This window comes from Cellulomonas fimi, from assembly GCF_028527925.1.
Classification (GTDB): domain Bacteria; phylum Actinomycetota; class Actinomycetes; order Actinomycetales; family Cellulomonadaceae; genus Cellulomonas; species Cellulomonas fimi_C.
In genome coordinates this window covers 13,008-37,007 of record NZ_JAPESW010000016.1, presented here as the reverse complement: position 1 = coordinate 37,007, position 24,000 = coordinate 13,008, and the positions used below count along the sequence as shown (strand labels likewise).

At 74.1% G+C, this 24,000-nt stretch carries 21 protein-coding genes; 8 read left to right on the top strand and 13 right to left on the bottom strand.

Annotation, left to right across the window (positions count from 1 at the left end; genetic code table 11):
* The gene (locus OMK64_RS09580; protein WP_272727851.1) at positions 1–2,139 is read right to left on the bottom strand and encodes a DNA gyrase/topoisomerase IV subunit B; all 2,139 of its coding nucleotides are present in this window, start codon (positions 2,137–2,139) and stop codon (positions 1–3) included.
* A 196-nt stretch (positions 2,140–2,335) separates the two neighbouring features.
* Between OMK64_RS09580 and OMK64_RS09575 the strand changes: the two genes are divergently transcribed.
* Positions 2,336–2,545, top strand: coding sequence for a DUF7455 domain-containing protein (locus OMK64_RS09575; RefSeq protein WP_225916503.1), 210 nt, complete (start codon positions 2,336–2,338; stop codon positions 2,543–2,545).
* Positions 2,546–2,666: 121 nt separating this feature from the next.
* On the opposite strand, the gene OMK64_RS09570 is transcribed toward OMK64_RS09575, so the two are convergent.
* The 6 genes from OMK64_RS09570 to OMK64_RS09545 all read right to left on the bottom strand — a co-directional run bounded on the left by OMK64_RS09570 (position 2,667) and on the right by OMK64_RS09545 (position 7,729).
* Positions 2,667–2,939: a YciI family protein gene (locus tag OMK64_RS09570; RefSeq protein ID WP_272727850.1), complete on the bottom strand. Its 273-nt coding sequence runs from the start codon at positions 2,937–2,939 to the stop codon at positions 2,667–2,669.
* Positions 2,936–3,526, bottom strand: a complete 591-nt coding sequence (locus OMK64_RS09565) for an SRPBCC domain-containing protein (RefSeq protein ID WP_272727849.1) — start codon at positions 3,524–3,526, stop codon at positions 2,936–2,938. The genes OMK64_RS09570 and OMK64_RS09565 overlap by 4 nt, the downstream gene beginning before the upstream one ends.
* Positions 3,513–3,866: an ArsR/SmtB family transcription factor gene (locus tag OMK64_RS09560; protein ID WP_272727848.1), complete on the bottom strand. Its 354-nt coding sequence runs from the start codon at positions 3,864–3,866 to the stop codon at positions 3,513–3,515. The genes OMK64_RS09565 and OMK64_RS09560 overlap by 14 nt, the downstream gene beginning before the upstream one ends.
* Positions 3,867–4,150: 284 nt before the next feature.
* On the bottom strand, positions 4,151–5,764 hold the full coding sequence (locus tag OMK64_RS09555) for an RNA polymerase sigma factor (RefSeq protein ID WP_272727847.1): 1,614 nt from the start codon (positions 5,762–5,764) through the stop codon (positions 4,151–4,153).
* Positions 5,765–6,001: 237 nt separating this feature from the next.
* Complete coding sequence (locus OMK64_RS09550) at positions 6,002–6,400, bottom strand: universal stress protein (protein ID WP_272727846.1); 399 nt, start codon at positions 6,398–6,400, stop codon at positions 6,002–6,004.
* A gap of 108 nt (positions 6,401–6,508) precedes the next feature.
* Positions 6,509–7,729: a DUF4192 domain-containing protein gene (locus tag OMK64_RS09545; RefSeq protein WP_272727845.1), complete on the bottom strand. Its 1,221-nt coding sequence runs from the start codon at positions 7,727–7,729 to the stop codon at positions 6,509–6,511.
* Positions 7,730–7,871: 142 nt separating this feature from the next.
* On the opposite strand from OMK64_RS09545, the gene OMK64_RS09540 reads away from it, so the two are divergent.
* Positions 7,872–8,393 (top strand): hypothetical protein, encoded by a 522-nt coding sequence (locus OMK64_RS09540; protein WP_272727844.1) that lies wholly within the window; start codon positions 7,872–7,874, stop codon positions 8,391–8,393.
* 9 nt (positions 8,394–8,402) lie between these two features.
* A complete protein-coding gene (locus tag OMK64_RS09535) occupies positions 8,403–9,521 on the top strand; it encodes a polyprenyl synthetase family protein (RefSeq protein ID WP_272727843.1) in 1,119 nt (372 codons plus the stop codon).
* A gap of 22 nt (positions 9,522–9,543) precedes the next feature.
* Here the strand turns inward: OMK64_RS09535 and OMK64_RS09530 are convergent, their stop codons facing one another.
* On the bottom strand, positions 9,544–9,957 hold the full coding sequence (locus OMK64_RS09530) for an Rv2175c family DNA-binding protein (protein WP_272727842.1): 414 nt from the start codon (positions 9,955–9,957) through the stop codon (positions 9,544–9,546).
* Between the two features lie 146 nt (positions 9,958–10,103).
* Here OMK64_RS09530 and OMK64_RS09525 point away from each other — a divergent pair, with 146 nt between their 5' ends.
* Positions 10,104–11,270 (top strand): LysM peptidoglycan-binding domain-containing protein, encoded by a 1,167-nt coding sequence (locus OMK64_RS09525; protein WP_272727841.1) that lies wholly within the window; start codon positions 10,104–10,106, stop codon positions 11,268–11,270.
* 50 nt (positions 11,271–11,320) lie between these two features.
* Positions 11,321–13,324 (top strand): Stk1 family PASTA domain-containing Ser/Thr kinase, encoded by a 2,004-nt coding sequence (pknB, locus tag OMK64_RS09520; RefSeq protein ID WP_272727840.1) that lies wholly within the window; start codon positions 11,321–11,323, stop codon positions 13,322–13,324.
* A gap of 130 nt (positions 13,325–13,454) precedes the next feature.
* Here pknB and OMK64_RS09515 read toward each other — a convergent pair whose 3' ends face one another.
* From OMK64_RS09515 to OMK64_RS09505, 3 genes are all read right to left on the bottom strand, one after another.
* Positions 13,455–14,807 (bottom strand): class II 3-deoxy-7-phosphoheptulonate synthase, encoded by a 1,353-nt coding sequence (locus OMK64_RS09515; RefSeq protein WP_272727839.1) that lies wholly within the window; start codon positions 14,805–14,807, stop codon positions 13,455–13,457.
* Positions 14,804–16,024 carry a pyrophosphate--fructose-6-phosphate 1-phosphotransferase gene (locus OMK64_RS09510; protein WP_272727838.1) on the bottom strand — a complete coding sequence of 407 codons (1,221 nt, stop codon included), beginning with the start codon at positions 16,022–16,024 and terminating at the stop codon, positions 14,804–14,806. The genes OMK64_RS09515 and OMK64_RS09510 overlap by 4 nt, the downstream gene beginning before the upstream one ends.
* Positions 16,025–16,150: 126 nt before the next feature.
* On the bottom strand, positions 16,151–16,945 hold the full coding sequence (locus OMK64_RS09505; protein WP_272727837.1) for a lysophospholipid acyltransferase family protein: 795 nt from the start codon (positions 16,943–16,945) through the stop codon (positions 16,151–16,153).
* A 147-nt stretch (positions 16,946–17,092) separates the two neighbouring features.
* On the opposite strand from OMK64_RS09505, the gene OMK64_RS09500 reads away from it, so the two are divergent.
* Positions 17,093–17,656, top strand: a complete 564-nt coding sequence (locus OMK64_RS09500; RefSeq protein WP_272727836.1) for a hypothetical protein — start codon at positions 17,093–17,095, stop codon at positions 17,654–17,656.
* Between the two features lie 37 nt (positions 17,657–17,693).
* Here the strand turns inward: OMK64_RS09500 and OMK64_RS09495 are convergent, their stop codons facing one another.
* On the bottom strand, positions 17,694–18,635 hold the full coding sequence (locus tag OMK64_RS09495) for an ROK family glucokinase (RefSeq protein ID WP_272727835.1): 942 nt from the start codon (positions 18,633–18,635) through the stop codon (positions 17,694–17,696).
* A gap of 199 nt (positions 18,636–18,834) precedes the next feature.
* Here OMK64_RS09495 and OMK64_RS09490 point away from each other — a divergent pair, with 199 nt between their 5' ends.
* Entirely contained in the window at positions 18,835–20,640 is a 1,806-nt protein-coding gene (locus OMK64_RS09490; protein WP_272727834.1) for an AMP-dependent synthetase/ligase, read from the top strand.
* An 84-nt stretch (positions 20,641–20,724) separates the two neighbouring features.
* Here OMK64_RS09490 and OMK64_RS09485 read toward each other — a convergent pair whose 3' ends face one another.
* The gene (locus tag OMK64_RS09485; RefSeq protein WP_272727833.1) at positions 20,725–22,032 is read right to left on the bottom strand and encodes an NYN domain-containing protein; all 1,308 of its coding nucleotides are present in this window, start codon (positions 22,030–22,032) and stop codon (positions 20,725–20,727) included.
* A 110-nt stretch (positions 22,033–22,142) separates the two neighbouring features.
* Between OMK64_RS09485 and OMK64_RS09480 the strand changes: the two genes are divergently transcribed.
* Positions 22,143–23,993 (top strand): DEDD exonuclease domain-containing protein, encoded by a 1,851-nt coding sequence (locus tag OMK64_RS09480; protein ID WP_272727832.1) that lies wholly within the window; start codon positions 22,143–22,145, stop codon positions 23,991–23,993.
* Positions 23,994–24,000 lie beyond the last annotated feature (7 nt).

The following is a 24,000-nucleotide window of genomic DNA, read 5'->3' as shown; positions in this document are numbered from 1 at the left end:
TCAGGCGTCGATGCGCGACCGGTCGAGCGCCTGCGCGCCCGCGACGATGAAGTCCTTGCGCGGCGCGACGTCCGACCCCATGAGCAGCTCGAAGATCTGCTCGGCCCGGGCCGCGGCCTCGACCGTGACGCGGCGCAGCGTGCGGTGGCGGGGGTCCATCGTCGTCTCCGCGAGCTGGTCGGCATCCATCTCGCCGAGACCCTTGTACCGCTGGATGTCGTCCTTGTACCGCTTGCCGCTGCGGTCGAGCCGCTTGAGCGTCGCCGCGAGCTCGGCCTCGGAGTACGTGTAGAGGTACCGGTCCTCGGGGTCGGCCTTGCGGCCACCGCCCACGAGCTCGATGCGGTGCAGCGGCGGGACCGCGGCGTAGACGCGGCCCTGCTCGACGAGCGGCCGCATGTACCGGAAGAAGAGCGTGAGCAGCAGCGTGCGGATGTGGGCGCCGTCGACGTCGGCGTCCGTCATCATCACGACCTTGCCGTAGCGCGCGGCCTCGAGGTCGAACGTCCGGCCCGAGCCGGCGCCGATCACCTGGATGATCGAGGCGCACTCGGTGTTCTTCAGCATGTCCGTGACGGACGCCTTCTGGACGTTGAGGATCTTGCCGCGGATCGGCAGCAGCGCCTGGAAGTCGGAGCTGCGCGCGAGCTTGGCGGTGCCGAGCGCGCTGTCGCCCTCGACGATGAACAGCTCGCTGCGGTCCACGTCGTCGATGCGGCAGTCGGCGAGCTTCGCGGGCAGCGACGACGACTCGAGCGCGTTCTTGCGGCGCGAGATCTCCTTCTGCTTGCGCGCCGACAGCCGCGCCCGCATCTCCCCCACGACCTTGTCGAGCAGCAGCGACGACTGCGCCTTGTGGTCGCGCTTGGGCGAGGTGAAGATGCCGCCGAGCTCGGTGTCGAGGACCTTCGCGACGATCGCGCGCACCGGCGCGGTGCCGAGCACCTCCTTCGTCTGGCCCTCGAACTGCGGCTCCGCGAGGCGGACGGTGACGACCGCCGTGAGCCCGGCGAGCACGTCCTCCTTCTCGATCCGCTCGGTGGCCGCGTCCTTCGCGCTGATCTTGAGCCGCCGCGCGTTCGCCTCGACCGCCTTGCGGACCGTGCGCAGCAGGCCCGTCTCGAAACCCGCGAGGTGCGTGCCGCCCTTGGGCGTCGCGATGATGTTGACGAACGACCGGACCTCGGTCTCGTAGCCCGTCCCCCAGCGCAGCGCGACGTCGACGTCGCACGTGCGGCTGACCTCCTGCGGCGTCATGTGGCCGCGCTCGTCGAGCACCGGCACCGTCTCGGTGAACGTGCCCGACCCCGTGAGGTGCCAGGTGTCCGTGACGGCCGGGTCCGGCGAGAGGTGGTCGACGAAGTCGACGACGCCGCCCGAGTGGAAGAACGTCTCCTCGTGCGGGCCGCTCTCCCCCGGCGTGCCGGGGATGCCGCGCTCGTCGCGCACGGTCAGCGTGAGGCCGGGCACCAGGAAGCTGGTCTGCCGGGCGCGCGTCACGAGCTCGTCGTAGGAGAAGACCGCCGTCTTCGGGAAGATCTGCCGGTCCGCCCAGTACCGCACGCGCGTGCCGGTGCGGGCACGGGCCGTCTTGCCGACGACCGCGAGCTCCGACCCCGAGACGAACGGCTCGAACGGCGACTCGGGGCTCACGCCCTGGCGGTCGTCGAACACGCCCGGCTCACCCCGGTGGAACGTCATGCGGTGCGTGCGGCCGCCGCGGTCGACCTCGACGTCGAGACGGGCCGAGAGCGCGTTGACGACGGACGCGCCGACGCCGTGCAGACCGCCGGACGCGCCGTACGAGCCGCCGCCGAACTTGCCGCCCGCGTGCAGCTTGGTGAACACGACCTCGACGCCCGTGAGGCCGGTCTTGGGCTCGACGTCGACGGGGATGCCGCGTCCGTTGTCCCGGACCTCGACCGAGCTGTCGGCGTGCAGCACGATCTCGATGCGGTCGCCGTGGCCGGCGAGCGCCTCGTCGACGGAGTTGTCGATGATCTCCCAGAGGCAGTGCATGAGCCCGCGGCTGTCGGTCGTGCCGATGTACATGCCGGGGCGCTTGCGGACGGCCTCCAGGCCCTCGAGCACCGACAGGTGCCGGGCCGTGTAGCCGGACTGCGGGGAAGTCGTCGTCACGGGGGGATGGTAGCCGGGCGGCCTGACAGCATCGCGGCACCTCGCCGCACGGGACACGCCCGGGACACGGGTCGGACACGGTCCGGACACGATCTCGCCCCGACCGGGGGAAAGCCGGTACGCCGGGAGCGAACCACCCGCTGCCGGTGAGATGGATCCGCGTCCGGGATGGTTGTATGGAGACGTGACAGGGACCATGACCGAGCCGTTGACCGCAGCCGACCGTTGCGACCGCTGCGGTGCCCAGGCCTACGTCCGCGTGGTGCTTCCCGTGGGCGAGCTGCTGTTCTGCGCGCACCACGCGCGTGAGCACGCGCCGAAGTTCGCGGACGTCGCGACGCACGTCCACGACGAGACCGACCGCCTGCTCGCCGAGCACGGCGCCGGCACCGGCGCCGCCCGCTGAGGCACCGCACGACACTCGCACGACGAGGCCCGGACCTTCCACGGTCCGGGCCTCGTCGCATCCCGGCCGGGCCGTCATCCGGAGGGCTCCCGTGGGCCCCGTCCGGGCCCTGCCCGGGTCCTCAGGCAAGGATGTCGTGCCACTCCAGGATCCGGTGCGAGCGCACCACGCCGTTGACGACGAACGGGTCCTCGCGGACGAACCGCTCCGCGGCCTCCCGGCTGACCAGCACGCACATCGACCCGTGGCGCTGGGGGTCCTCGAACACGCCGACGGCCAGCAGGTCGCCCCGCTCCGCGGCGGCGTCGACGTGCGCCGAGTGGGCCGGCATGTGCGGCGCCCCGACCGTGAGGACGTCGTCGGCGGGCTCGTAGAACACGACGAAGCGGCTCACCGCTCCTCTCCCTCTGCGTCGGCGTCTCCGGCTGCGGTTGCGGTTGCGTCTCCGGCTGAACCAGCGTCGGCGTCGGCGTCACCGGCCGCGTGACGTGCGAGCGCGTCGAGGACGACGCCCCACCCGCGGACGAACGCGCCGCCGCGGTAGCCGCCGGGCAGCGCGCACGCCGCCTCGAGCTGCGCCTCGGTCATCCGCTCCCAGCCCCGGTGCTCGACGGAGACGCGCGTGAGCGACGGCGCGAGCGAGCGGAACGTGAGCTCGACCTCGGTCGGCTCCGGCGTGATCGTCCACGACATGGTGAACCCGTGCGGCGGGTCCCAGGCGAGCATCCGACCCCACGTGTGCGTGCTGCCGTCGTCCCACGTCTCCACGACGACCCCGCCCATCCGCGGGTCCACGGTCACGTCGCGCACGCGGTCCGTGCCGATCGAGAACGGGGCGACGGGCCACCACGCGCCGATCTCGGTGACGAACACGTCGAACGTGCGCTCCAGCGGAGCGCGCACGAGCGTCGACCGCCGGACCGGTGGCGGTACGAGCGGCACGACCGGCGCTAGCTCGCCCGTGACGTCACGCGGAGGCACGGCTCGTCCCTTCGTCGTCGGTGCCCGCCCCGGAGCCCGCGTCCGCCTCGGCCAGGCGGCGCGCGACGTCGAGCGACGCAGCCCATGTCTCGTCGAGGAACGCCCGGAGCTCGGCGAGCCCCTGCGGGCGCGCACGGTAGAGGTTCCGGGTGCCCACGCTGCGGTGCGTCACCAGCCCGGCGTCCGAGAGCACGCGCAGGTGCTGGCTCACCGCGCTGCGCGACACGTCGAAGGCCTCGGCCAGGCGGCCGACGGGCAGCTCGTCGTGCGCCAGGAGCGAGAGGATCTCGCGGCGGCGCGGCTCGGCGAGCGCGCGCAGGGTCTCGTCGGGAGGCGTCACGGCGACACCCACCCCTGCTGACGGCGCATCGGGCACCTCCGGTCGTCGGACGATCAACACCGCTATCGTCAGCCGTCACTAACCGTTAGTCAAGACTCACCGATGAACGAAGATGGCGCGAGCACCCTCCCGTCGTGTCACGGCTGCGGGCGCCGCACCTCGCTCCCTTCCGACGACGCCGGGACCCGGGCCCGCTCCGGCCTCCGGATGCCCGTGCGCACGAACGACGGAGCCCGCCCCCGCGTCGAGGCGGGGACGGGCTCCGGGGCGTCGTGCCGGACCGGTCAGTCCAGGTAGTCGCGCAGGACCTGCGAGCGCGACGGGTGGCGCAGCTTCGACATCGTCTTCGACTCGATCTGACGGATGCGCTCACGCGTCACGCCGTAGACCTTGCCGATCTCGTCGAGCGTCTTCGGCTGACCGTCCGTGAGGCCGAACCGCATGGACACGACGCCGGCCTCGCGCTCGGACAGCGTGTCGAGGACCTGGTGCAGCTGCTCCTGCAGGAGCGTGAAGCTCACCGCGTCGGCCGGGACCACGGCCTCGGAGTCCTCGATGAGGTCACCGAACTCGCTGTCGCCGTCCTCACCGAGGGGCGTGTGCAGCGAGATGGGCTCGCGGCCGTACTTCTGGACCTCGACGACCTTCTCGGGCGTCATGTCGAGCTCCTTGGCGAGCTCCTCCGGCGTGGGCTCGCGACCCAGGTCCTGGAGCATCTGGCGCTGCACGCGCGCGAGCTTGTTGATGACCTCGACCATGTGCACCGGGATGCGGATCGTGCGGGCCTGGTCGGCCATCGCGCGGGTGATCGCCTGGCGGATCCACCACGTCGCGTACGTCGAGAACTTGTAGCCCTTGGTGTAGTCGAACTTCTCGACCGCGCGGATCAGACCGAGGTTGCCCTCCTGGATGAGGTCCAGGAACAGCATGCCGCGGCCGGTGTAGCGCTTGGCGAGCGAGACGACGAGTCGCAGGTTCGCCTCGAGCAGGTGGTTCTTGGCACGACGCCCGTCCCCCGCGATCCACTCGAGCTCGCGACGCAGCTTGGGCTCCATCGCGACACCGGAGTTCAGGCGCTCCTCGGCGAACAGGCCGGCCTCGATGCGCTTCGCGAGCTCGACCTCCTGCTCGGCGTTCAGCAGCGCGACCTTGCCGATCTGCTTCAGGTAGTCCTTGACCGGGTCGGCCGTGGCGCCGGCCGTGACGACCTGCTGGACGGGGGCGTCGTCGTCGTCGGCGTCGGAGTAGACGAAACCGGCGCTGTCCTCCGACTCCTCCTCGGTGCCCGCCGCCGGCTTGGCCGCAGGCGTCGTCTCCTCGTCGTCGCTCTCCTCGGAGTCCGTGGACTCCTCGGTCTCGTCCGTCGCGACGTCGACCTCCTCGAGCGTCTCGGGCTCGATCTCGACGTCGTCGAGGTCCTCGACGTCCTCGATCTCCTCGTCGGTGTCGGCGGACTTGCCGGGCGCCGCGGCCTTGGCGGCCGCCTTCGTGGTGGTCTTCGGGCCCGTCGACTTCGCCGCGGGCTTGGCCGTGGCCTTCGCGGCGCCGGCCGCGGCCTTGGCCGTCGTCTTCTTGGCCGCCGGACGGGCGGTGGGCTCGGCGTCGGCCTCGTCGCGGGCCACGACCGCCTTCGTGGACGTGCGCGCCTTGGCGCTCGTGGCCGCGACCGCGCGGGCCGGGGCCGCGGCGGCGGGCTGCTGCACGCCGATGCCCGCGGTGCCGAGGCCGCGCATGACGGCCTTCAGACGCTTCGGGTCCTGGACATCCGCCTGCTCGCAGGCCGTACGCAGCTCCTCGGCGCTGACGGTGCCATGGGTCCGCCCCCGGAGGACCAGCTCCTGGAGGGCGGGGTGCTCGAACTCGCGCGGGAGCGCGGGATGCGGGGTCTGGGACGACACGAATTACCTTTCGGCAGAAAGACACCCGGAGCGGGAGCCGGGAGGTAGACCCATATTGTACCGGCGGACACCGCGCGCGGCGGCTGCGCCTGCGGGTGTGGCGCCGACCTCGGGCGCCCGCACACGGGCTGACGTCATTCCAACGGACGAGCGCCCCTGCGCATTCCCGCGCGGCGGCGTCCGGATCGCGGGCACGGACCGCACGCACGTCGGCGCGAGGACCGCGTCGAGGACCCGTCAGCTCGCGGCCGGCTTGACCGTCAGGACGGGGCACGGTGCGTCGAACAGCACCCGCTGCGCGTTCGCCCCGAGGATGAGCTTGCCGACCGGGCTCCGACGCCGCAGGCCGATCACCACGAGCTGCGCGTCGATCTCCTCAGCCGTGCCGATCAGGTCGTCCGCGACGTCGCCGCCGTCCAGGAGGCGCAGCTCGTGCGGGATGCCCCCGTCCGTGAGCTCGGTCTCGACCTGGGCGAGCGCCTGCTCGGCCAGGGCGCGCTGCTCGGGCGCCTCGTCGGGTCGCGCGCTGACCACCACGACGACCCTCGAGTCGTGCCGGCGCGCCTCCTCGACCGCCGCCTCGAGGGCTGCCCGGCCCTCGGGGGTCGCCAGGTAACCGACCACGATGCCGCCCATCGGTCCTCCTCGTCCACAACCGTCGCGCCGTGGCCGTGACGCTACCCGAGGTGGGGCGCACCTTCGAGGGCACACGCGCGGGACCTGCCCGTTCGCTGTTCACGGCCCTCAGCACGACGCCCGCGCCCAGCCCGGCGGCACCGCGGCCGCGAGCACGTGGGCCAGCAACCCCGCGAGCCGGTGGGCGGGGTCGTCCGCGAGCGCGCGCTCGAGCAGGACGGCCGCGCGGGCACCGTCGCCCCGCCACCACGCGAGCATCGCCAGCAGGGTGAGCGTCGGGGCCTGGTGCCCCGTGCGACCGTGCGCCACGACCCGCTCGAGCACCCGCTCGTGCACGTCCGCGTCGGGCGGCGGGCGCAGGGCGCGGACCGGGTCGACGAGGGTCGCGACGGCGGCACCGACGGCGGCGTCGACGCCCGCCGACACCGCGGCGCCCGCGAGGCTGCGCTCCGGGAGGTCACCCGTCCCAGGGACCATCCCGACGAGGACGGCGTCGCGGACCCGACGGTCGACGAGACCGGCCTCGATCCGCCCCCACGGCGCTCTCCGGCGGACGGGCCCGCCGCCGGCACCCGGTGCTCCCGGACCGGACGCCGGACCCGTGAGGTCGGGGCCGGGCAAGCCGTCGCCCCGCACCCCGGACTCCGCGGACACCGCGGCGCGCTCCTGCGCGACCGCCGCCCGCCACGCCGCGAGGCAGTCCTGCCGCCACGCCGCGAGCGCGGCCGGCCCCTGCGCCGTCGCGACCTCGCGTCGCCGCTCCCTCCGCCGACGGGTCCGCGCCGCGCCGCGTCGGGCGTCCTCCCCGGCGCGGCGGACCCGACCGAGGTCACCCCGCGAGTCGGCCACGGCCGACCCGGCGAGGACCATCCGCGCGCTCGTCTGGGTGCTGTCGAGCTCGAGCAGCGGCCGACCGCCCGGCGGGCAGCACGCGTCGTCGGCGCAGTCCAGCGCGAGGTAGCCCGACGCGGTCACGACCCACACGGGCACGTCGTCGAGCGGCACCGCGGACGCCTCCCGGAAGGCGTCGACGGCGCGCGCGACGTGACCGCGGTCGCCCGTCCGCGGGTCGGCGTCGACGTACAGCACGAGGACCGCGCGTCGCGCGCCGTCCTGGTCGAGCAGCCCGACGAGCGCTCGCGCGCACCGTCCGCCGTCGTCGGGGTCGGCGAGCTGCTCGAGGTCCACGCGGACCACCAGGCCGACCTGCCCGCGTGGCGCGCGCAGGCTGACGGCGACGGCGCTGTCCCGGGGGCGGAAGCCGAGACGGTACGGGACGAGGGCCAGCAGCTCCCGGGGCTCGCTGACGCGCAGGGTCGAAGTCTCCATGGATGCAGCACACCGCGGCCCGCACCACCGGCGAGCGCGTGGTCGGCCGGGCTGTGGGCGGACCGCCGCGGTGAGGGGATGTGGACGGCTGGGTGACCCCGAGCCCGCCGCGGCGCGCGGGAGGGCCGACTACCCTGGCGCGGTGCCCCGCCCCTGGAGTGTCGCCGTGCTCGCCGTGCTCGTCGCCGGCGCCGCGGCGGCGTGCTCGACGAGCGCGCCCGCGACCGTCACGCCGACCGGTGCGCCCACGAGCGCGCTCACGGCCGCGCCCGAGCCCTCCGAGACGCTGCTCCCCGACGCGGACGCGACCGCCTCGACGGTCGGCCGGCTCGCGGACGGCTTCCCCGCGGACCTGCTGCCCGTCCCCGCGGGCGCGGAGGTGCTGGTGTCGTCCGTGCACCCCGTCGAGGGCTCGGACCTCCTCGACGTCAGCCTCAACCTGCGGTCCGAGCAGGACGCCGCGGCCCTGCTCGACGCCGTCCGCGCACCCCTCGTGGCCGCCGGCTTCGCCGAGTCCGCCCCGCCGAGCCCGGAGGGCGGGCTCGCCGCGCAGTCCACCTTCTCCCGGGGTGACGGCAGCGAGCTCCTCGTCGTCGGCGTGCTCGACCGTGACGGCGTCCGCACCCTCACGCTCGGCGGACAGGTGCGCCCGACGACCGCCTAGGCTGCCGTCATGACCGCCTCCCCCGCACTCGTCGACCTCGAGGACGTCCGCCCCCAGGTCGACGCGCTGCTCGCGGGGCACGTCGAGCGACTCACCGCGGAGCTGTCGGCGCTCGGTGACGACACCGCCCCGCTCGTCGAGGCCGTCGCCCGGATGCTGTCGGGCGGCAAGCGGCTGCGCGCGGCGTTCTGCTGGTGGTCCTGGCGCGCGCACGGCGGCGTCCCCGGCACGCCGGAGGCCGCGGCGGTGCTGCGCGTCGGCGCCGCGCTCGAGCTCTTCCAGGCGGCCGCGCTCTTCCACGACGACGTGATGGACGACTCCGACACCCGCCGCGGCATGCCGTCGGCCCACCGCGCCTTCGAGCGGATGCACGGCACCCTCGGGCTCGTGGGGGACGCCGAGCGGTTCGGGGCGTCGGCGGCGATCCTCCTCGGCGACCTCGCGCTCGTCGCGAGCGAGCAGGAGTTCGCGGCCGCGCTCGCCGGGGCGCCGGTGCGGCGGGCGACCGCGACGCGCGGCGTCTTCGACCTCATGCGGACCGAGGTCACCGTCGGGCAGTACCTCGACGTCCTCGCCCAGGCCACGCCCTGGGGCACGGACCCGGACGCCGACGAGCGGCGCGCCCGGCGCGTCATCCAGGCGAAGTCCGCGCGCTACAGCGTGGAGCACCCGATGGTGCTGGGGGCGGCGCTCGCCGACGCCGACGCCGACGCGCTCGCGGCGTGCGCCGCCATCGGGCTCCCGCTCGGGGAGGCGTTCCAGCTGCGGGACGACCTGCTCGGGGTCTTCGGCGACCCGTCGAGGACGGGCAAGCCCGCGGGCGACGACCTCCGCGAGGGCAAGCGGACCGTGCTGGTCGCGCGAGCCGTGCGCCTCGCCCGCGCCCGCGGCGACGACGCGACGGTCGCGCTGCTCCGCGACCACCTGGGCGACCGCGCGATGTCCGACGACCTGGTCGCCCGCCTCGCGGCCGCCGTCGCCTCGAGCGGAGCGGTCGAGGAGATCGAGCGCATGATCGAGGAGCTCGCCGCTCGCGCGTTCGGCGCCATGGAGGCTCGCGGCTGGCCCGAGCCCGCCGCGTCACGCCTCGCGGACGTCGCGCACGCCGCGGTCGACCGGCACGCCTGACCCGACCGGTCTGCCGGGGGCGTCAGAGCTCGGCCTGCGCCCGTCGCCGGACCTCGGTCTTGCGCCCCGCGCGCAGCGCGTCGACGGGGGTGCCCGGCAGGGAGTCGTCGGGCGTGAAGAGCCAGGCGATCGCCTCCTCGTCCGAGAACCCTGCGTCGGCGAGCACCGTGAGCGTGCCCTGGAGCGACGCGAGCACCGTCCACGCGTCGTCCGCACGCGGCGTGGTCGGCTGCGCGGGGTTCGCGAGGTGGCCGGGTACCAGGAACGCGGCCGGCACGGACAGCACGCGCGGCTCGCCGCGGCGTGCGCCGACGAGCCGTCGCTCCTGCAGGAGACGTCGGACCTTGCCGGCGTCGAGCCCCGTGCGCTCGGCGACGTCGGGCACGGTGAGCCACTCGTCGACGAGGCGGTCGAGGGCGTCGGATGCGTCGTTCACCCGTCAAGAGTACGCATCGGCGAATGACAGCCGCGCAATTCGCCCAGCCGCCTTTCGCTCCCCTGGGCGCTCGGCTACGTTCAATTTCTGTCACTTGTTTCACACCAGCACCACGGGTCACTCCAGACCCACCGGAGGGGGCCGTCATGTCGCCGCTCGCCACGTCCCGCGCAGACGGCCTGCGCCGCACCGCGACCGCCACGGGCGCCACGCTCGCCGTCGCCGCCGTCGCGGTCACCGCGACCGGCACCGCCGCCCACGCCGACGAGCAGGTCACCGTCCGCTCGGGCGACACCGTGAGCCACATCGCGGCCCGGCACGGGTCGACCGTCGCGGCGGTCCGGCAGGCCAACGGTCTCGACGCGCGCGCGTTCATCCGCGTCGGCCAGGTCCTCACCGTGCCGTCGGGCTCGTCGGGCGTCCGCGTCGCCCCGGCCGCGACGACCGCACCGGCGCCCTCCGCCGCGTCCTACACCGTCCGCACGGGCGACACCGTGAGCCGCATCGCGAGCAGGCACGGCACGACCGTCGCCGCGATCGTCGCCGCGAACGGCCTGGACTCACGCGCGTTCATCCGTGCCGGCCAGACGCTCACCGTCCCGGGCGCCTCCGGCGGTGGCAGCGCCGCCGCCGCGACGCCCACGGTCGCCGCCGCGCCCGCGTCCGCGACGCACACCGTCGCCGGCGGGGAGACGGTGTCCGCCATCGCGAGCCGGTACGGCACGACGGTGTCGGCCGTCGTCGCCGCCAACGGCCTCGACGCCCGCGCGTTCATCCGCATCGGGCAGACGCTCACCATCCCGGGTGTCGCGCCCGCCGCGGCGACGAGCGTCGGCTCGACGTTCGCGGGCCGCAGCTACCCGGCGGCGACGGTGTCCGCGGCCAACGCCAACCTGGCCGCGCTGCGCTCGCGCGCGGTGCCGTCCAAGGCGGACATGAAGGCCAAGATCGTCGCGACCGCCCGGGCCTACGGCGTCGACCCCGCGCTCGCGCTCGCCGTCGCGTACCAGGAGTCGGGCTTCAACCACGCCGTCGTCTCCCCCGCGAACGCGATCGGCACGATGCAGGTCATCCCGTCGTCCGGCGCGTGGGCGTCCGACCTCGTCGGCCGCCCGCTCGACCTGCTGAACCCCGACGACAACGTCACCGCCGGCGTCGCGATCCTGCGTTCGCTCGTGCGCAACGCCCCCGACCTGCCGACCGCGATCGCCGGGTACTACCAGGGCGCCGCGTCCGTGAAGCGCAACGGCATGTTCACCGACACGCGGCAGTACGTGGCGAACGTCCAGTCCCACATGACGCGCTTCGCCTGAGGGGCCCTGCCTGCGACGATCCGGGCGCACCCGACCGTAGAATCCTGGGCGTGGGAGCCACCGTCACCGATCCGCTCGTCGGCCGCCTGGTCGACGGGCGGTACGAGATCGTGTCCCGCATCGCCCGCGGCGGCATGGCGACCGTCTACCTCGCGGTGGACCGCCGGCTCGACCGTGACGTCGCGCTCAAGGTCATGCACCCCCACCTCGCGGAGGGCACGTCGGGCGCGGACTTCGTCGCCCGGTTCCGTCGCGAGGCCAGGACCGCCGCCCGGCTGACGCACCCCGGGCTGGTCGGCGTCTTCGACCAGGGCCTGGACGGCGAGACCAGCTACCTGACGATGGAGTACGTCGACGGCTCGAACCTGCGGCGCCGGATCGCCGAGCAGGGCGCGCTGACGGTCGGCGACGCGCTGCGCGTCACCGAGTCGGTGCTCGACGCCCTCGCCGCCGCGCACCGCGCGGGCCTCGTGCACCGCGACATCAAGCCGGAGAACGTGCTGCTCGCGAGCGACGAGCGCGTCAAGCTCGCCGACTTCGGCCTCGCGCGGGCCGTCACCGAGGTCACGTCCACCACCACGGGCACCGTGCTCGGCACCGTCGCGTACCTCGCGCCCGAGCTCGTGGTCCGGGGTGCGAGCGATGCGCGGACCGACGTCTACGCGTGCGGCATCCTCCTCTACGAGATGCTCGTGGGCGCCCAGCCGTTCACGGGCGAGACGCCGATCCAGGTCGCGTTCCAGCACGTGAACAACGACATCCCTGCGCCGTCGGACACCGTCGCGTGGCTCCCCGCCGAGATCGACGAGCTCGTGGGCGCCCTCGCGGCTCGCTCACCCGAGGACCGCCCGCTCGACGCGGCGGCCGCACTGGCGCTGGTCCGGCGCACGCGTGGCTCGCTCGACGACGAGACGCTCGCGCGGCGCGCCGACGTCGCACCGTCCATCGCCCTGCCGTCGGCGACCGACCCGGACGAGACGGACCTCGAGGCGGACCGGGACCGCACCGACGACTCCGCCTCCGACGAGACGACGCGTCTGCCGGTGCCGCGCCCCAGCGGTGCGACCGTGGCGCTCCCGATCGGGCTGGGCGCAGGGCCCCTCTCGGCACCCGTGCAGGTCGTCGACGTCGCCGCACCGCCGCGGCGCCGACGCGTGCGCGTCCTCGCCATGCTCCTCGTCCTCCTCCTGGCGCTCGGTGGCCTGGGGACGTGGTGGTACCTGCGCGTCGGCCCCGGCGCCTGGACGACCGTTCCCGCCGTGGTGCAGGTCACCGAGGACGCGGCGCGGGCCACGCTCGACGACGCCGGCCTCGGCGCGACGCGCGTCGAGGCGTTCGACCCGACCGCCCCGCCCGGCACCGTCGTGGCGAGCGACCCGGCGGTCGGTGAGCGCGTGCGCAAGGACGGTGCGGTCGAGCTCACGGTCTCGAAGGGCCCGGACTACGTCAACGTGCCGCAGGGCGTCGTCGGCGAGCTGCAGGCGACCGCGGAGCGGGCGCTCACGGACGCCGGTCTGAAGGCGACCTACCCGCCTGCCGAGTACCACGACACCGTGCCGAACGGCGTCGTCATCAGCGCGACGCTCCCCGACGGCTCGGCTGCCGAGCCCGGCGTCCGCAGCATCCGCGGCACCGACGTCGCGCTGCTCGTGTCGAAGGGCCCCGCGCCCGTGACCGTCGTGAGCGTCGTCAACGAGCCGCTGGACGCGGCCACGGCGACGCTCGACGGCCTCGGCCTCAAGGTGGCGACCGCCGAGGCGTTCAGCGACACCGTGGAGGCGGGCCACGTCATCTCGCAGGACCCGCAGGACAAGACCCAGCTGTTCCGTGGCGACACCGTGACGCTGACCGTGTCGAAGGGTCCGGAGCTCTTCGAGATCCCCAAGCTCATCGGGATGCAGTACGACGAGGCCGCCGCCGCGCTGACCGCCCTCGGGATGGAGCCGAAGCGGAGCAACGTCCTGGGCGGCATCTTCGGCACGGTCCGCGACCAGAGCGTCGGGTCCGGCCAGAAGGTCGCCAAGGGGACCGTCATCACGCTGACCGTCGTCTGAGCCGCGGCACGTCGATCGTCCGGTCCCACGCGCGTCGTGGTCGGCGCCCTGCGCCGCGGCGGTGGTGGACGCGCACAGCACGAGGGCGGCCGGCGTGGTGTCCCACGTCCGGCCGCCCTCGTGCTGTGCGTCAGGCCTTGCGGAGCAGCTCCACGACCTGGAACGCCATCTCCAGCGACTGCTGGTGGTTCAGGCGCGGGTCGACGAGCGTCTCGTAGCGCAGCGCCAGACCCTCGTCGTCGATCTCCTCCGAGCCGCCGAGCACCTCGGTGACGTCGCCACCGGTGAGCTCGATGTGCAGACCGCCCGGGACCGTGCCGAGCGCGCGGTGCACCTCGAAGAAGCCCGCGACCTCGTCCATCACGTCCGAGAACCGGCGCGTCTTGTAGCCGGTCGCCGACGTGATGCCGTTGCCGTGCATCGGGTCGCAGACCCACGTCACCGGACGGCCGTCGGCGGTCACCTTCTCCACCAGCGCGGGCAGCAGGTCGCGGACCTTGCCGGCGCCCATGCGCGTGATGAACGTGATCCGGCCCGGCTCGCCGCTCGGGTTGAGCCGGTCGATGAGCGCGAGCGCGTCGTCGCCCGTCGAGGTCGGCCCGAGCTTGATGCCGATCGGGTTCTGCACGCGCGAGAAGTAGTCGACGTGCGCACCGTCGAGCTGACGCGTGCGCTCACCGATCCACAGGAAGTGCGCGGAGCAGTCGTACGGCAGGCCCGTGCGCGAGTCGATGCGCGTGAGCGGCCGCTCGTAGTCGAGCAGCAGCCCCTCGTGCGACGAGAAGAAGTCGACCGTGCGCAGCGCGTCGAAGTCGGCCCCGCACGCCGCCATGAACCGGATGGCCCGGTCGATCTCGGCGGCGATCTCCTCGTAGCGCGAGTACGCGGGGTTCGTCGTGAACCCGCGGTTCCACTCGTGCACGCGCAGCAGCGACGCGAAGCCGCCCGTCGTGAACGCGCGGATGAGGTTCAGCGTCGACGCGGACGTGTGGTACGCCTCGAGCAGCCGCTGCGGGTCCGGGATGCGGGCCTCCGACGTGAAGTCGAAGCCGTTGATGATGTCCCCACGGAACGCCGGCAGCGTCACGCCGTCGCGCGTCTCCGAGTCCGAGCTGCGCGGCTTGGCGTACTGCCCCGCCATCCGACCCATCTTGACGACGGGCAGGCTCGCGCCGTACGTCAGCACGACGGCCATCTGGAGGATCGTCTTGATCTTGTTCCGGATGTTGTCGGCCGTCGCCTCGGCGAACGTCTCCGCGCAGTCCCCGCCCTGGAGCAGGAACGCCTCACCGCGGCCCGCGGCCGCGAGCTGGCTGCGCAGCGCGTCGGCCTCGCCCGCGAACACGAGGGGCGGCAGCGCGGCGAGCCGCGACGACACCTGCTCGAGCGCGTCCCGGTCCGGCCACTGCGGCTGCTGACCCGCGGGCAGGTCCCGCCAGGCGTCCAGCCCGGCGAGCACCTGCGGGTCCGGCTCGACGCTCATGAGTGGCTCGCCGCGACGAGCGGCTGGCCGATGTCCGCCAGCAGCTGGCCGAACCAGGGCTGCGAGACGTCGAACGCCTTGCCGCCCGCGATGCGGGGGAACTCGATGGCGCGCAGGACGTCACCCTGCTCCTCGTCGTGGCCGATGACGCCCGACTCCCCGCGCAGCGCGCACTCGACGGCCAGGTCGGTCATCGACTTGATGAGGCGCAGGTCCTCGGCGTTCGCGGCCGCGGCGCGCGAGTAGTAACCGGACTTCTGGACCATCGTCTTCTCGGCGCCGAGCTTCTCCGCGAACTGCTTCGCGAACCACTGGCCCGGGTTGATGGTGTCGAGCTTGACGTGACCGAACGGGTCGCGCTCGGGCGGCGTGCCCGCGGCCTCGAGCTGCTCGACGATCTCGTGCATGCCCGCACCCTCCGACAGGAAGATGTTGACGTTGCCCTGGGTGTCCATGACCTTCTTGAGGCGCTCGGCCTCGGCGTCGATGTCGAGCGCGAGCTCGGGCACGAAGACGGCGTGGATGTCCCACCGCTCGCGCGTGAGGCCGATGCCCGGGACCCACTCCTGCTGGTCGAGCCACTTGCGGTACTCGGCCGCGGCCGCGGCGGTGAGCCACCCGCAGTGCCGGCCCATGACCTCGTGCACGATGAGCATGCGAGGGCCCGAGCGGTGCTCGCCGATGACGTTGGCGGCGAAGCCGGCGGCCTCCTCGGCCGCGGTCCACGCACCGAGCGACTGGCGGATCGGCACCACGTCGTTGTCGATCGTCTTGGGCAGGCCGACGACCGTGAGGCCGTAGTCGTTCTCGGCGAGGTACGCGGCGAGGTCGGCGGCGGTCGTGTTGGTGTCGTCGCCGCCGATCGTGTGCAGCACGTCGACGCCGTCGGCCTTGAGCTGCTCCGCCGCGACCTGCAGCGGGTCCTGGCCCTCCTGCACCAGGCCGCGCTTGACGCAGTCCTTGGCGTTGGTGAGCTTGACGCGCGAGTTGCCGATCGGCGAGCCGCCGAAGCGGTGCAGGATGCCGGCCTTCTTGCGGGTCTCCGCGTCGACCACGATCTTGTCGCCGCGCAGCAGGCCGTAGTACCCGTGCTCGTAGGCGATGATCTCGACGTCCGGCGCGATCTCGGTGTAACGCTCGATGAGGCCACCGACGGCGGACGACAGGCACGGAGCGAAGCCACCTGCGGTCAGGAGGGCGACGCGACGAACCGACATGAGACACACCTCTCGTAGAAGAGCACGGCGGACGCGCTGCGGCGTTCCCGCCCTGACGTGCCGGACCCGGTCGCCCGACGAGGGACCTCGGGCCGTGCACGGTCGGTCGACACCGACGGGCTCATCCTACTGACGCGCGGACCCGTCCTCGGGTGGGACCGGAACCTGGACCTCCGGGACCGGACGACCGCCCGGTGCCGACGGCAGGTGCTGCTGCCCGTCACCCGTCGCGGCCGGGTGACCGGTGGCGATGCGCGCCTTCTGCGTCGCCGCGTACACGTCGACGTACTCCTGGCCCGACAGGCTCATGATCGCGTACATGATCTCGTCGGTGACCGACCGCAGGATGAAGCGGTCGTTCTCCATGCCCTTGTAGCGGCTGAAGTCGAGCGGCTCGCCGATGACGACGCCGATGCGCATGACCTTCGGGATCTTGCGGCCGAGCGGCTGCGCGATCTCGGTACCCACCATCGCGACCGGGATCACGGGGGCACCGGACTCGAGCGCGAGCCGTGCGACACCCGTCTTGCCGCGGTACAGGCGGCCGTCGGGGCTGCGCGTGCCCTCGGGGTAGATGCCGAACAGGTCGCCCTCGCGCAGCCGCCGCAGGCCCGTGTTGAGGGCCGCCTCGCTGGCCTTGCCGCCGCCGCGGTCCACCGGGATCGTGCCGACGCCGCGCATGAACCCCGCGGTCAGCCGGCCCTTGATGCCGCGGCCCGTGAAGTACTCCTGCTTGCCGATGAAGACGAGCTCGCGGTCGAGCACGAGCGGCAGGAAGAACGAGTCGATCACCGCCAGGTGGTTGCTCGCGAGGATCGCGGCGCCGCGCGCGGGGACGTGCTGCGCGCCCCGCACCCACGGGCGGTACACGAGGTGCAGCAGCGGACCCACGAACACCCGCTTCATCAACCAGTAGAACAACAGCCCACCTCTCAGCCGACTCACCGGCACGTTCCGGCCGCCCACGGGCTCCCGACGGACCGGCCCGCGCGGCTCGGGACGACGCCCCTGACCGATCGACCGGCGCAGGGCGTCCCCGACCGCTGCGTCCGACTCTAGAGTGCTCTCATGGCTGCACGCCCCGACGACCCCGACGACGCGGTCCCCCCTCCGGGGTCCGACGCGCCGGGACCGGCCGACGACGCGCACGCCGAGACCGACGACGAACGCTGGGACGCGATCGTCGCACAGCTCGAGGACCTCGCCGGCTTCACGGGCGAGGACGAGGACGACGACGACCCGTCCGGACGAGCCGACGCGCCGGCCGGCGCCGCACCGGACGCGTGGGCGTCCGACGCGCGCGTCGTGCGGGGCGCGCGCGAGCCGTCGGGACGCGACTGGTCGGGCACCGACCAGATCGACGACGCCGAGCAGGCCGTCGACGCCGAGGAGCACTTCGTGCCGCCCGACCCGGGCCCCGTCCTCGGGGGCGACCCGCTGCTGACCATGGCCTGGATCGCGGCGGCCGGCATGCCGGTCTTCCTGCTCGTCGTGGTGCTCGTGTGGCGCGACGCCCCGAGCGCGATCGTGCAGGCCGCGGCTGCGGTGTTCGTCATCGGCGTCGCGGTGCTCGTCTGGCGCATGCCCCACCGGCGCGACCCGGAGGACGACGACACGGGCGCCGTCGTCTGACGACGCCCGCCCGTCCGCGACGACGGGCGCGACGACGTCAGAGGCGCGCGAGGTCCGCCGCGCCGACCATGCCGGCGTCGTTGCCCATCGCCGCGGCGACGAACTTCGCCTCGGGGCGGTGACCGCGTGCGGAGAGCTGCTCCGCGAACCCGCGACGCGCCGGGCCGAGCAGCAGCTCGCCCGCCGCCACGACACCGCCGCCGACGACGATCAGCGCCGGGTCGAGCAGCGCCGTCGCCGACGCCGCACCCTCGCCCAGCCAGCGCCCGAGCTCCGCGAGCAGCTCGATCGACAGCGGGTCGCCCTCCTCGGCGGCCTGCGTGATCTGCGGGCCGACGATCTTCTCGGCGTCGCCCGCGAGCTGGAGCAGCCGCTCCGCACGCTCGGGCTCGCGCAGCACCGCGGCCTGCGCGTCGCGCACGAGCGCGCTGCCGGACGCGTACTGCTCCCAGCACCCCTCGTGGCCGCAGCCGCAGTAGTGGCCCCCGGGCACCACGCGCATGTGGCCGACCTCGGAGGCGACGCCCCATGCACCGCGGACGAGCTCACCGTTCGAGACGATCGCGCCGCCGAGGCCGGTGCCGACCGTCAGCAGGAGCATGTCGTCGACGTCGCGCGCCGCACCGAACCGGAACTCCGCCCAGCCGGCGGCGTTCGCGTCGTTCTCGACCACGATCGTGAGGTCGTCGTCGATGAGCGCCTTGACCCGGTCGCGCAGCGGGTAGTCGCGCCACGCGATGTTCGGCGCGAACAGCACGCCCGAACGGTCCGCGGCGACGAAGCCCGCGGCGGCCAGGCCCATCGCGCCGACCTCGTACGAGGCGGAGAGCTCCCGGTAGACCTGGGCGATCGCGCGGTCGATGCCCGCGACGTCGTCCGGGGACGTCTCGACGCGCGTCTGCGCGAGGATCACGCCCTCCTCGTCGACCACGCCCGCCGCGATCTTCGTCCCGCCGATGTCCACACCGATGGCGTGCATGTCCGTGGTTGCTCCTACGCGTCAGTGCCTGGGGTCTGCGACCGAGAGGTCCGCGGCACCACGCTAGCGGCCCGCGGACCCGACTCGTGCGCCGATCGTCCCGCCGGTCCTACCGCAGGCGACACGTTCGGGCGACGATGTGGCCCTTGTCACGTCACGTATCCTCGTCGCACACTTCGCCACTGCCACTGGAGCCAGAATGGACGAGTTCCACACTCCCCTGCTCGTCGAGGTCGATCCCGAGCACAACCTCAACGACCTCTTCGCCTCACGCGTCCGTGAGACCCCCGACCGCGTCGTCGTCGAGCACAAGTCACAGGCCGGGGGACCCTGGATCCCGCTGACCGCCCGGGAGTTCGACGCGGAGGTCGTCGCCGTCGCGAAGGGCCTGGTCGCGAAGGGCGTGCAGCCCGGCGACCGCGTCGGGATCATGTCGCGCACGCGGTACGAGTGGTCGCTCGTCGACTGGGCCGCGTGGCGCGCGGGCGCCGTGCCGGTCCCGCTGTACGAGACGTCGTCGGCCGAGCAGGTCGAGTGGATCCTCACGGACTCCGACGTCACGCTCCTCGTCGTCGAGACGCGCGACCACCTCGCGGTCGTCGACGAGGTCCGCCCCGCCACCCGCCTGCGCGACGTGCTCGTCCTCGACGACGGCGCCGTCGACGACCTCGTCGCCGCGGGTGCGGACGTGCCGGACGACGAGATCGTCCGCCGCCGGTCGCTCGCGTCGCTGGGGGACGTCGCGACGATCATCTACACCTCGGGCACCACGGGTCGCCCGAAGGGCGTCGAGCTGACGCACGGCAACTTCTACGAGCTCACCGTCAACACGGTCGCCGGGCTGCAGGAGGTCGTCGCGGGCGAGGGGGCCCGGACGCTGCTGTTCATGCCGCTCGCGCACGTCTTCGCGCGCTTCATCGAGGTGCTGTGCATCCCGGCGGGTGCGGTGCTCGGCCACACGCCCGACACCCGCACGCTCGTCGAGGACCTGGGCTCGTTCCGGCCGACGTTCATCCTGTCCGTGCCGCGCGTGTTCGAGAAGGTCTACAACTCGGCCGAGCAGAAGGCCGCGGCCGGGGGCAAGGGGCCGATCTTCCAGCGCGCCGCGAAGACCGCCATCGTCTACTCGCGCGCGCTCGACGACCCCAAGGGCCCGAGCCTGTGGCTGAGGCTGCAGCACAAGGTCGCCGACGTCCTCGTCCTGCACAAGCTGCGCGCAGCGCTCGGCGGGCAGGCCGAGTGGGCGATCTCCGGCGGCGCGCCCCTGGGTGAGCGGCTCGGCCACTTCTACCGCGGCGTCGGCCTCAAGGTGCTCGAGGGCTACGGGCTCACGGAGACGACCGCGCCCGCGACGGTCAACCGCCCCGGCAAGACGCTGATCGGGACCGTGGGGCTGCCTCTACCCGGCACCGCGATCCGCATCGCCGCGGACGGCGAGGTCGAGATCAAGGGGATCCAGGTCTTCACCGGCTACCACGCGAACGCGCAGGCGACCGACGAGTCGCTCGCCGACGGCTGGTTCCGCACGGGTGACCTCGGCGCGCTCGACGACGACGGCTTCCTCACGATCACCGGCCGCAAGAAGGAGATCATCGTCACCGCGGGCGGCAAGAACGTCGCGCCGACGATCCTCGAGGACCGGCTGCGCGCGCACCCGCTCATCAGCCAGGTCGTCGTGGTCGGCGACCAGCGGCCGTTCATCGGCGCCCTCATCACCCTCGACCCCGAGGGCGTGCCGGGCTGGCTCGCGGCGCACGGCAAGCCGGCCATGAGCATCGACGAGGCCCGCACGGACCCCGACGTCCTCGCGTCGATCGACAAGGCCGTCGCGAAGACCAACCGCGCGGTCTCGCGGGCCGAGTCCATCCGCAAGTACCGGATCCTCGACCGCGACCTGACGCTGGCCGACGGCTACCTGACGCCCAAGCTCAGCATCCGCCGGGCGGTCGTCATGAAGGACTTCGCGTCCGACGTCGAGGCGCTGTACACGGACGAGCGGGAGTAGGCCCGGTCACCCGGTCCGGACCGGACGTACGGGCGACGAACCCAGACGCGGCCGGCACGCCGACGGTGTGCCGGCCGCGTCGGGTCACAGGTGCTGCAGCCGCGCCAGCAGCGTCGTCGACGGCACGACCCACGCGCCCCGGGCCTCGACGTCACGTGCGACCGCCTGGTCGCTCGTGACGACCACGAGGACACGTCCCGGCGGCTCGGCGGCGACCAGGCGACGGATGAGGTCGTCGGCGATCTCGCCGACCGAGAACAGCACGCGCACCCCGCGCGCGGAGACGGACGGCGGCGCCTGCCCCGGCTGACCGTCGAAGCAGCACGTCACCTCGGCACCCGTCCCGGCGGCGACGCGCGCGAGCCCGTCGACGAGCCGGCGACGCTGCTCGACCAGCGTGAGCTCGCCGAAGCCGGTCTTCGTGACGTTGTACCCGTCCACCAGCAGGTGCGCCCACGGCTGCCGCAGCAGCTCGTCGAGCAGCGCCGGGTCGTCCGCGGACCGGCCGCGCGACCCGCTGCGCGGCGCCGGGCGGGTCTGGTCGGGCGCGACGAGGTCCGCCGGCAGGTCCGCCGCGGGGGGCAGGGCGAGCTCGTGCCGCAGCCCGCTCGCCGCGTCGACGATCGTGTCGAGCAGGAGCCGCACGCGCGCGTCGGCGAGCTTGCGGGCCGACCGCAGCTCGGCGCGCGCCGCGGTGCGCTCGGCCTGAGCCGCCCGCAGGTCGTCGGCCGCGGCACGCGCGTCGTCCTCCGCGGCAAGTCGCGCCTCGTCCGCCCGGGCCAGCGCGGCCGCGGCCTCGTCGGCGTGCCGTCGGCCCTCGCTGCGCGCGCGGTCGGCGTCCGAGCGGAGCCGGCGCAGCTCGCGCTGGAGCGCCGCGAGCGCGTCTCGCGCGTCCGCCGCCTCGGAGCGTGCGACCGCGAGCTCGTCGCGCAGCCGCGCCGCCTCCGCCTCGCTGCGTGCCAACCGCTCCGCGAGCCGCACCTGCTCCGGCGACGGGCGCGGGTCGGGCGTCGCGACGAGAGCGGACCAGTCGTGGCCCAGCAGCCACGCCCCCACGGCCGCCCGCGTCCCGGGCTCGGGGACGGACCCGGTGTCGCCGGCGAGCGCGTGCGCGAGGTCCGGGTGCTCGGTCGCCCACACACGGGCGACGCGGGCCCGGAACGCGTCGTCCTGGAGCGCCGCCCACAGCGGCCCGGCACCGGCCGACGCACGCCGCCGCGGGGCGAACTGCCGGACGGCGCGCAGGGCCGCGGGCACCTCGGGGGCGTCGAGCCCGCCCAGCACGTCGGCCGCGACCTGGACGAGCGCGGCCCGCAGGTCGAGCGGGACGTCGGTCGCCCGCGCGTCACCGGCGGGGGTCACCGGCTCGTCAGGTGCTCCGGCGCCGCTCATGGCAGCACCCTAGGTCCCGACCGTGCTCGCCTCGACCGCCGCTCCTGCGACGCGCCGCCCCCACCACGGGGTGCGCCGGGCTGTCGGAGGGCCTGGGTACGGTCCGTCGCATGTCGCCCGACCGCCGTCTGCGCCCCGTCTGGGTCGACGCGTCGCCGGCGCCCGGCGCGGCTCCGGTCCAGCTCACGCTCGACGACGTCGGCACGCCGCTGTCCGACGTGACGTTCGTCGTCGTCGACCTCGAGACGACGGGCGGCACACCGGCGGACTGCGCGATCACCGAGATCGGCGCGGTAAAGGTCCGCGGCGGCGAGGTGCTCGGCGAGTTCCAGACGCTCGTCGACCCGGGTGGGCCCGTCCCGCCGTACATCCAGGTGCTCACCGGCATCACGACCGCGATGCTCGTGGGCGCCCCGCGGATCGAGACCGTGCTGCCGAGCTTCCTCGAGTTCGCGCGCGACTCGGTGCTCGTCGCGCACAACGCACCCTTCGACATCGGCTTCCTCAAGGCGGCCGCGGCCCGGACGGGTCACGCCTGGCCGGGCAACAAGGTGCTCGACACGGTGCGGCTCGCACGCCGGGCGGTCACGCGCGACGAGGTGCCCAACCACAAGCTGTCGTCGCTCGCGGCGCTGTTCGGCGCGAGCGTGACCCCGAACCACCGCGCGCTCTCCGACGCGCGCGCCACGGTCGACGTGCTGCACGCGCTGCTCGGCCGGCTCGGGCCGCTCGGTGTCACGCACCTCGAGGACCTCGCGACCGCGACCGACCCGGTGCCCGCGGACGTGCGCCGCAAGCGCACGCTCGCCGACGGGCTCCCCGACGCCCCCGGCGTCTACCTGTTCCGCGGCCCGCACGAGGAGGTCCTGTACGTCGGCACGTCGACCACGTCCCTGCGCACGCGGGTCCGCAGCTACTTCACGTCCGCCGAGAAGCGCCAGCGCATCACGGAGATGGTGCGCATCGCGCACCGCGTCGACCCGGTCGTGTGCGCGACACCGCTCGAGGCGCGCGTGCGCGAGCTCCGGCTCATCGCCGAGCACTCGCCCCGCTACAACCGCCGGTCGCGCTTCCCCGAGCGCATGCCGTGGGTGCGGCTCACGAGCGAGCCGTTCCCCCGCCTGTCGGTCGTGCGCGAGGTCCGCGACGACGACGGCGCCGCGTACATCGGGCCGTTCTCGTCGAGCGCGTCCGCGCAGCTCGCGCTCGACGCGCTGCACGAGTCCTTCCCCGTCCGCCAGTGCACCCGCCGGCTCCCCCTCGTCGCCCCCGCCGGCGCGACGGCGTGCGTGCTCGCCGAGCTCGGCCGCTGCGGTGCGCCCTGCCTCGGGCACCAGTCCGTCGACGCGTACGCGGCGGTCGTCGAGCGCGTCCGCACGGCCATGTCGTCCGACCCGGCCGAGGTCGTCGCCGCACACGCCGAGCGCATCACGTGGCTGGTCCGCCAGGAACGCTTCGAGGAGGCCGCGACCGTCCGCGACCGGCTCGCCGCGTACCTGCGCGGCGCCTCGCGTGCGCAGCGCGTCGCACCGCTGTCCCGCTGCCCGGAGCTCGTCGCCGCACGACGCACCGACGACGGCGGCTGGGAGCTCGTCCTCGTCCGGTACGGCCGGCTCGCCGGCACCGCGCGCGTCGACCGCCGCACCGACCCGCGACCCGTCGTCGCCGCGCTGCAGGCCAGCGGCGAGCACGTGCCCGCGCCACCGCCGCCCGCCCCCGCCGCGCACCCCGAGGAGACCGACCTCCTGCTCGCGTGGCTGGAGAAGCCCGGCGTGCGGCTCGTCGAGGTCGCGGGCGGCTGGTCGATGCCCGCGCGCAGCGCGGTCGCGGTGGTCGACCCGGCGGCGGCGGTCGCCGACGCGGCCCGCCACGTGCTCGTCGACCCCGCCGGTGACCAGCGCGGCGACACGACGCACCGGCCGCACCTCGCGCTCGTCGAGCCCGCGCCCAGCACGGCATGATGGGCGA

What these genes read in the sequence shown, in the direction of transcription:
- OMK64_RS09575 (WP_225916503.1), top strand. Translation starts at nt 2,336, where the DNA reads ATGACCGAGCCGTTGACCGCAGCCGACCGTTGCGACCGCTGCGGTGCC.
- OMK64_RS09550 (WP_272727846.1), bottom strand. Translation starts at nt 6,400, where the DNA reads ATGGGCGGCATCGTGGTCGGTTACCTGGCGACCCCCGAGGGCCGGGCA.
- OMK64_RS09545 (WP_272727845.1), bottom strand. Translation starts at nt 7,729, where the DNA reads ATGGAGACTTCGACCCTGCGCGTCAGCGAGCCCCGGGAGCTGCTGGCC.
- OMK64_RS09535 (WP_272727843.1), top strand. Translation starts at nt 8,403, where the DNA reads ATGACCGCCTCCCCCGCACTCGTCGACCTCGAGGACGTCCGCCCCCAG.
- OMK64_RS09525 (WP_272727841.1), top strand. Translation starts at nt 10,104, where the DNA reads ATGTCGCCGCTCGCCACGTCCCGCGCAGACGGCCTGCGCCGCACCGCG.
- OMK64_RS09515 (WP_272727839.1), bottom strand. Translation starts at nt 14,807, where the DNA reads ATGAGCGTCGAGCCGGACCCGCAGGTGCTCGCCGGGCTGGACGCCTGG.
- OMK64_RS09510 (WP_272727838.1), bottom strand. Translation starts at nt 16,024, where the DNA reads ATGTCGGTTCGTCGCGTCGCCCTCCTGACCGCAGGTGGCTTCGCTCCG.
- OMK64_RS09500 (WP_272727836.1), top strand. Translation starts at nt 17,093, where the DNA reads ATGGCTGCACGCCCCGACGACCCCGACGACGCGGTCCCCCCTCCGGGG.
- OMK64_RS09495 (WP_272727835.1), bottom strand. Translation starts at nt 18,635, where the DNA reads ATGCACGCCATCGGTGTGGACATCGGCGGGACGAAGATCGCGGCGGGC.
- OMK64_RS09490 (WP_272727834.1), top strand. Translation starts at nt 18,835, where the DNA reads ATGGACGAGTTCCACACTCCCCTGCTCGTCGAGGTCGATCCCGAGCAC.
- OMK64_RS09485 (WP_272727833.1), bottom strand. Translation starts at nt 22,032, where the DNA reads ATGAGCGGCGCCGGAGCACCTGACGAGCCGGTGACCCCCGCCGGTGAC.
- OMK64_RS09480 (WP_272727832.1), top strand. Translation starts at nt 22,143, where the DNA reads ATGTCGCCCGACCGCCGTCTGCGCCCCGTCTGGGTCGACGCGTCGCCG.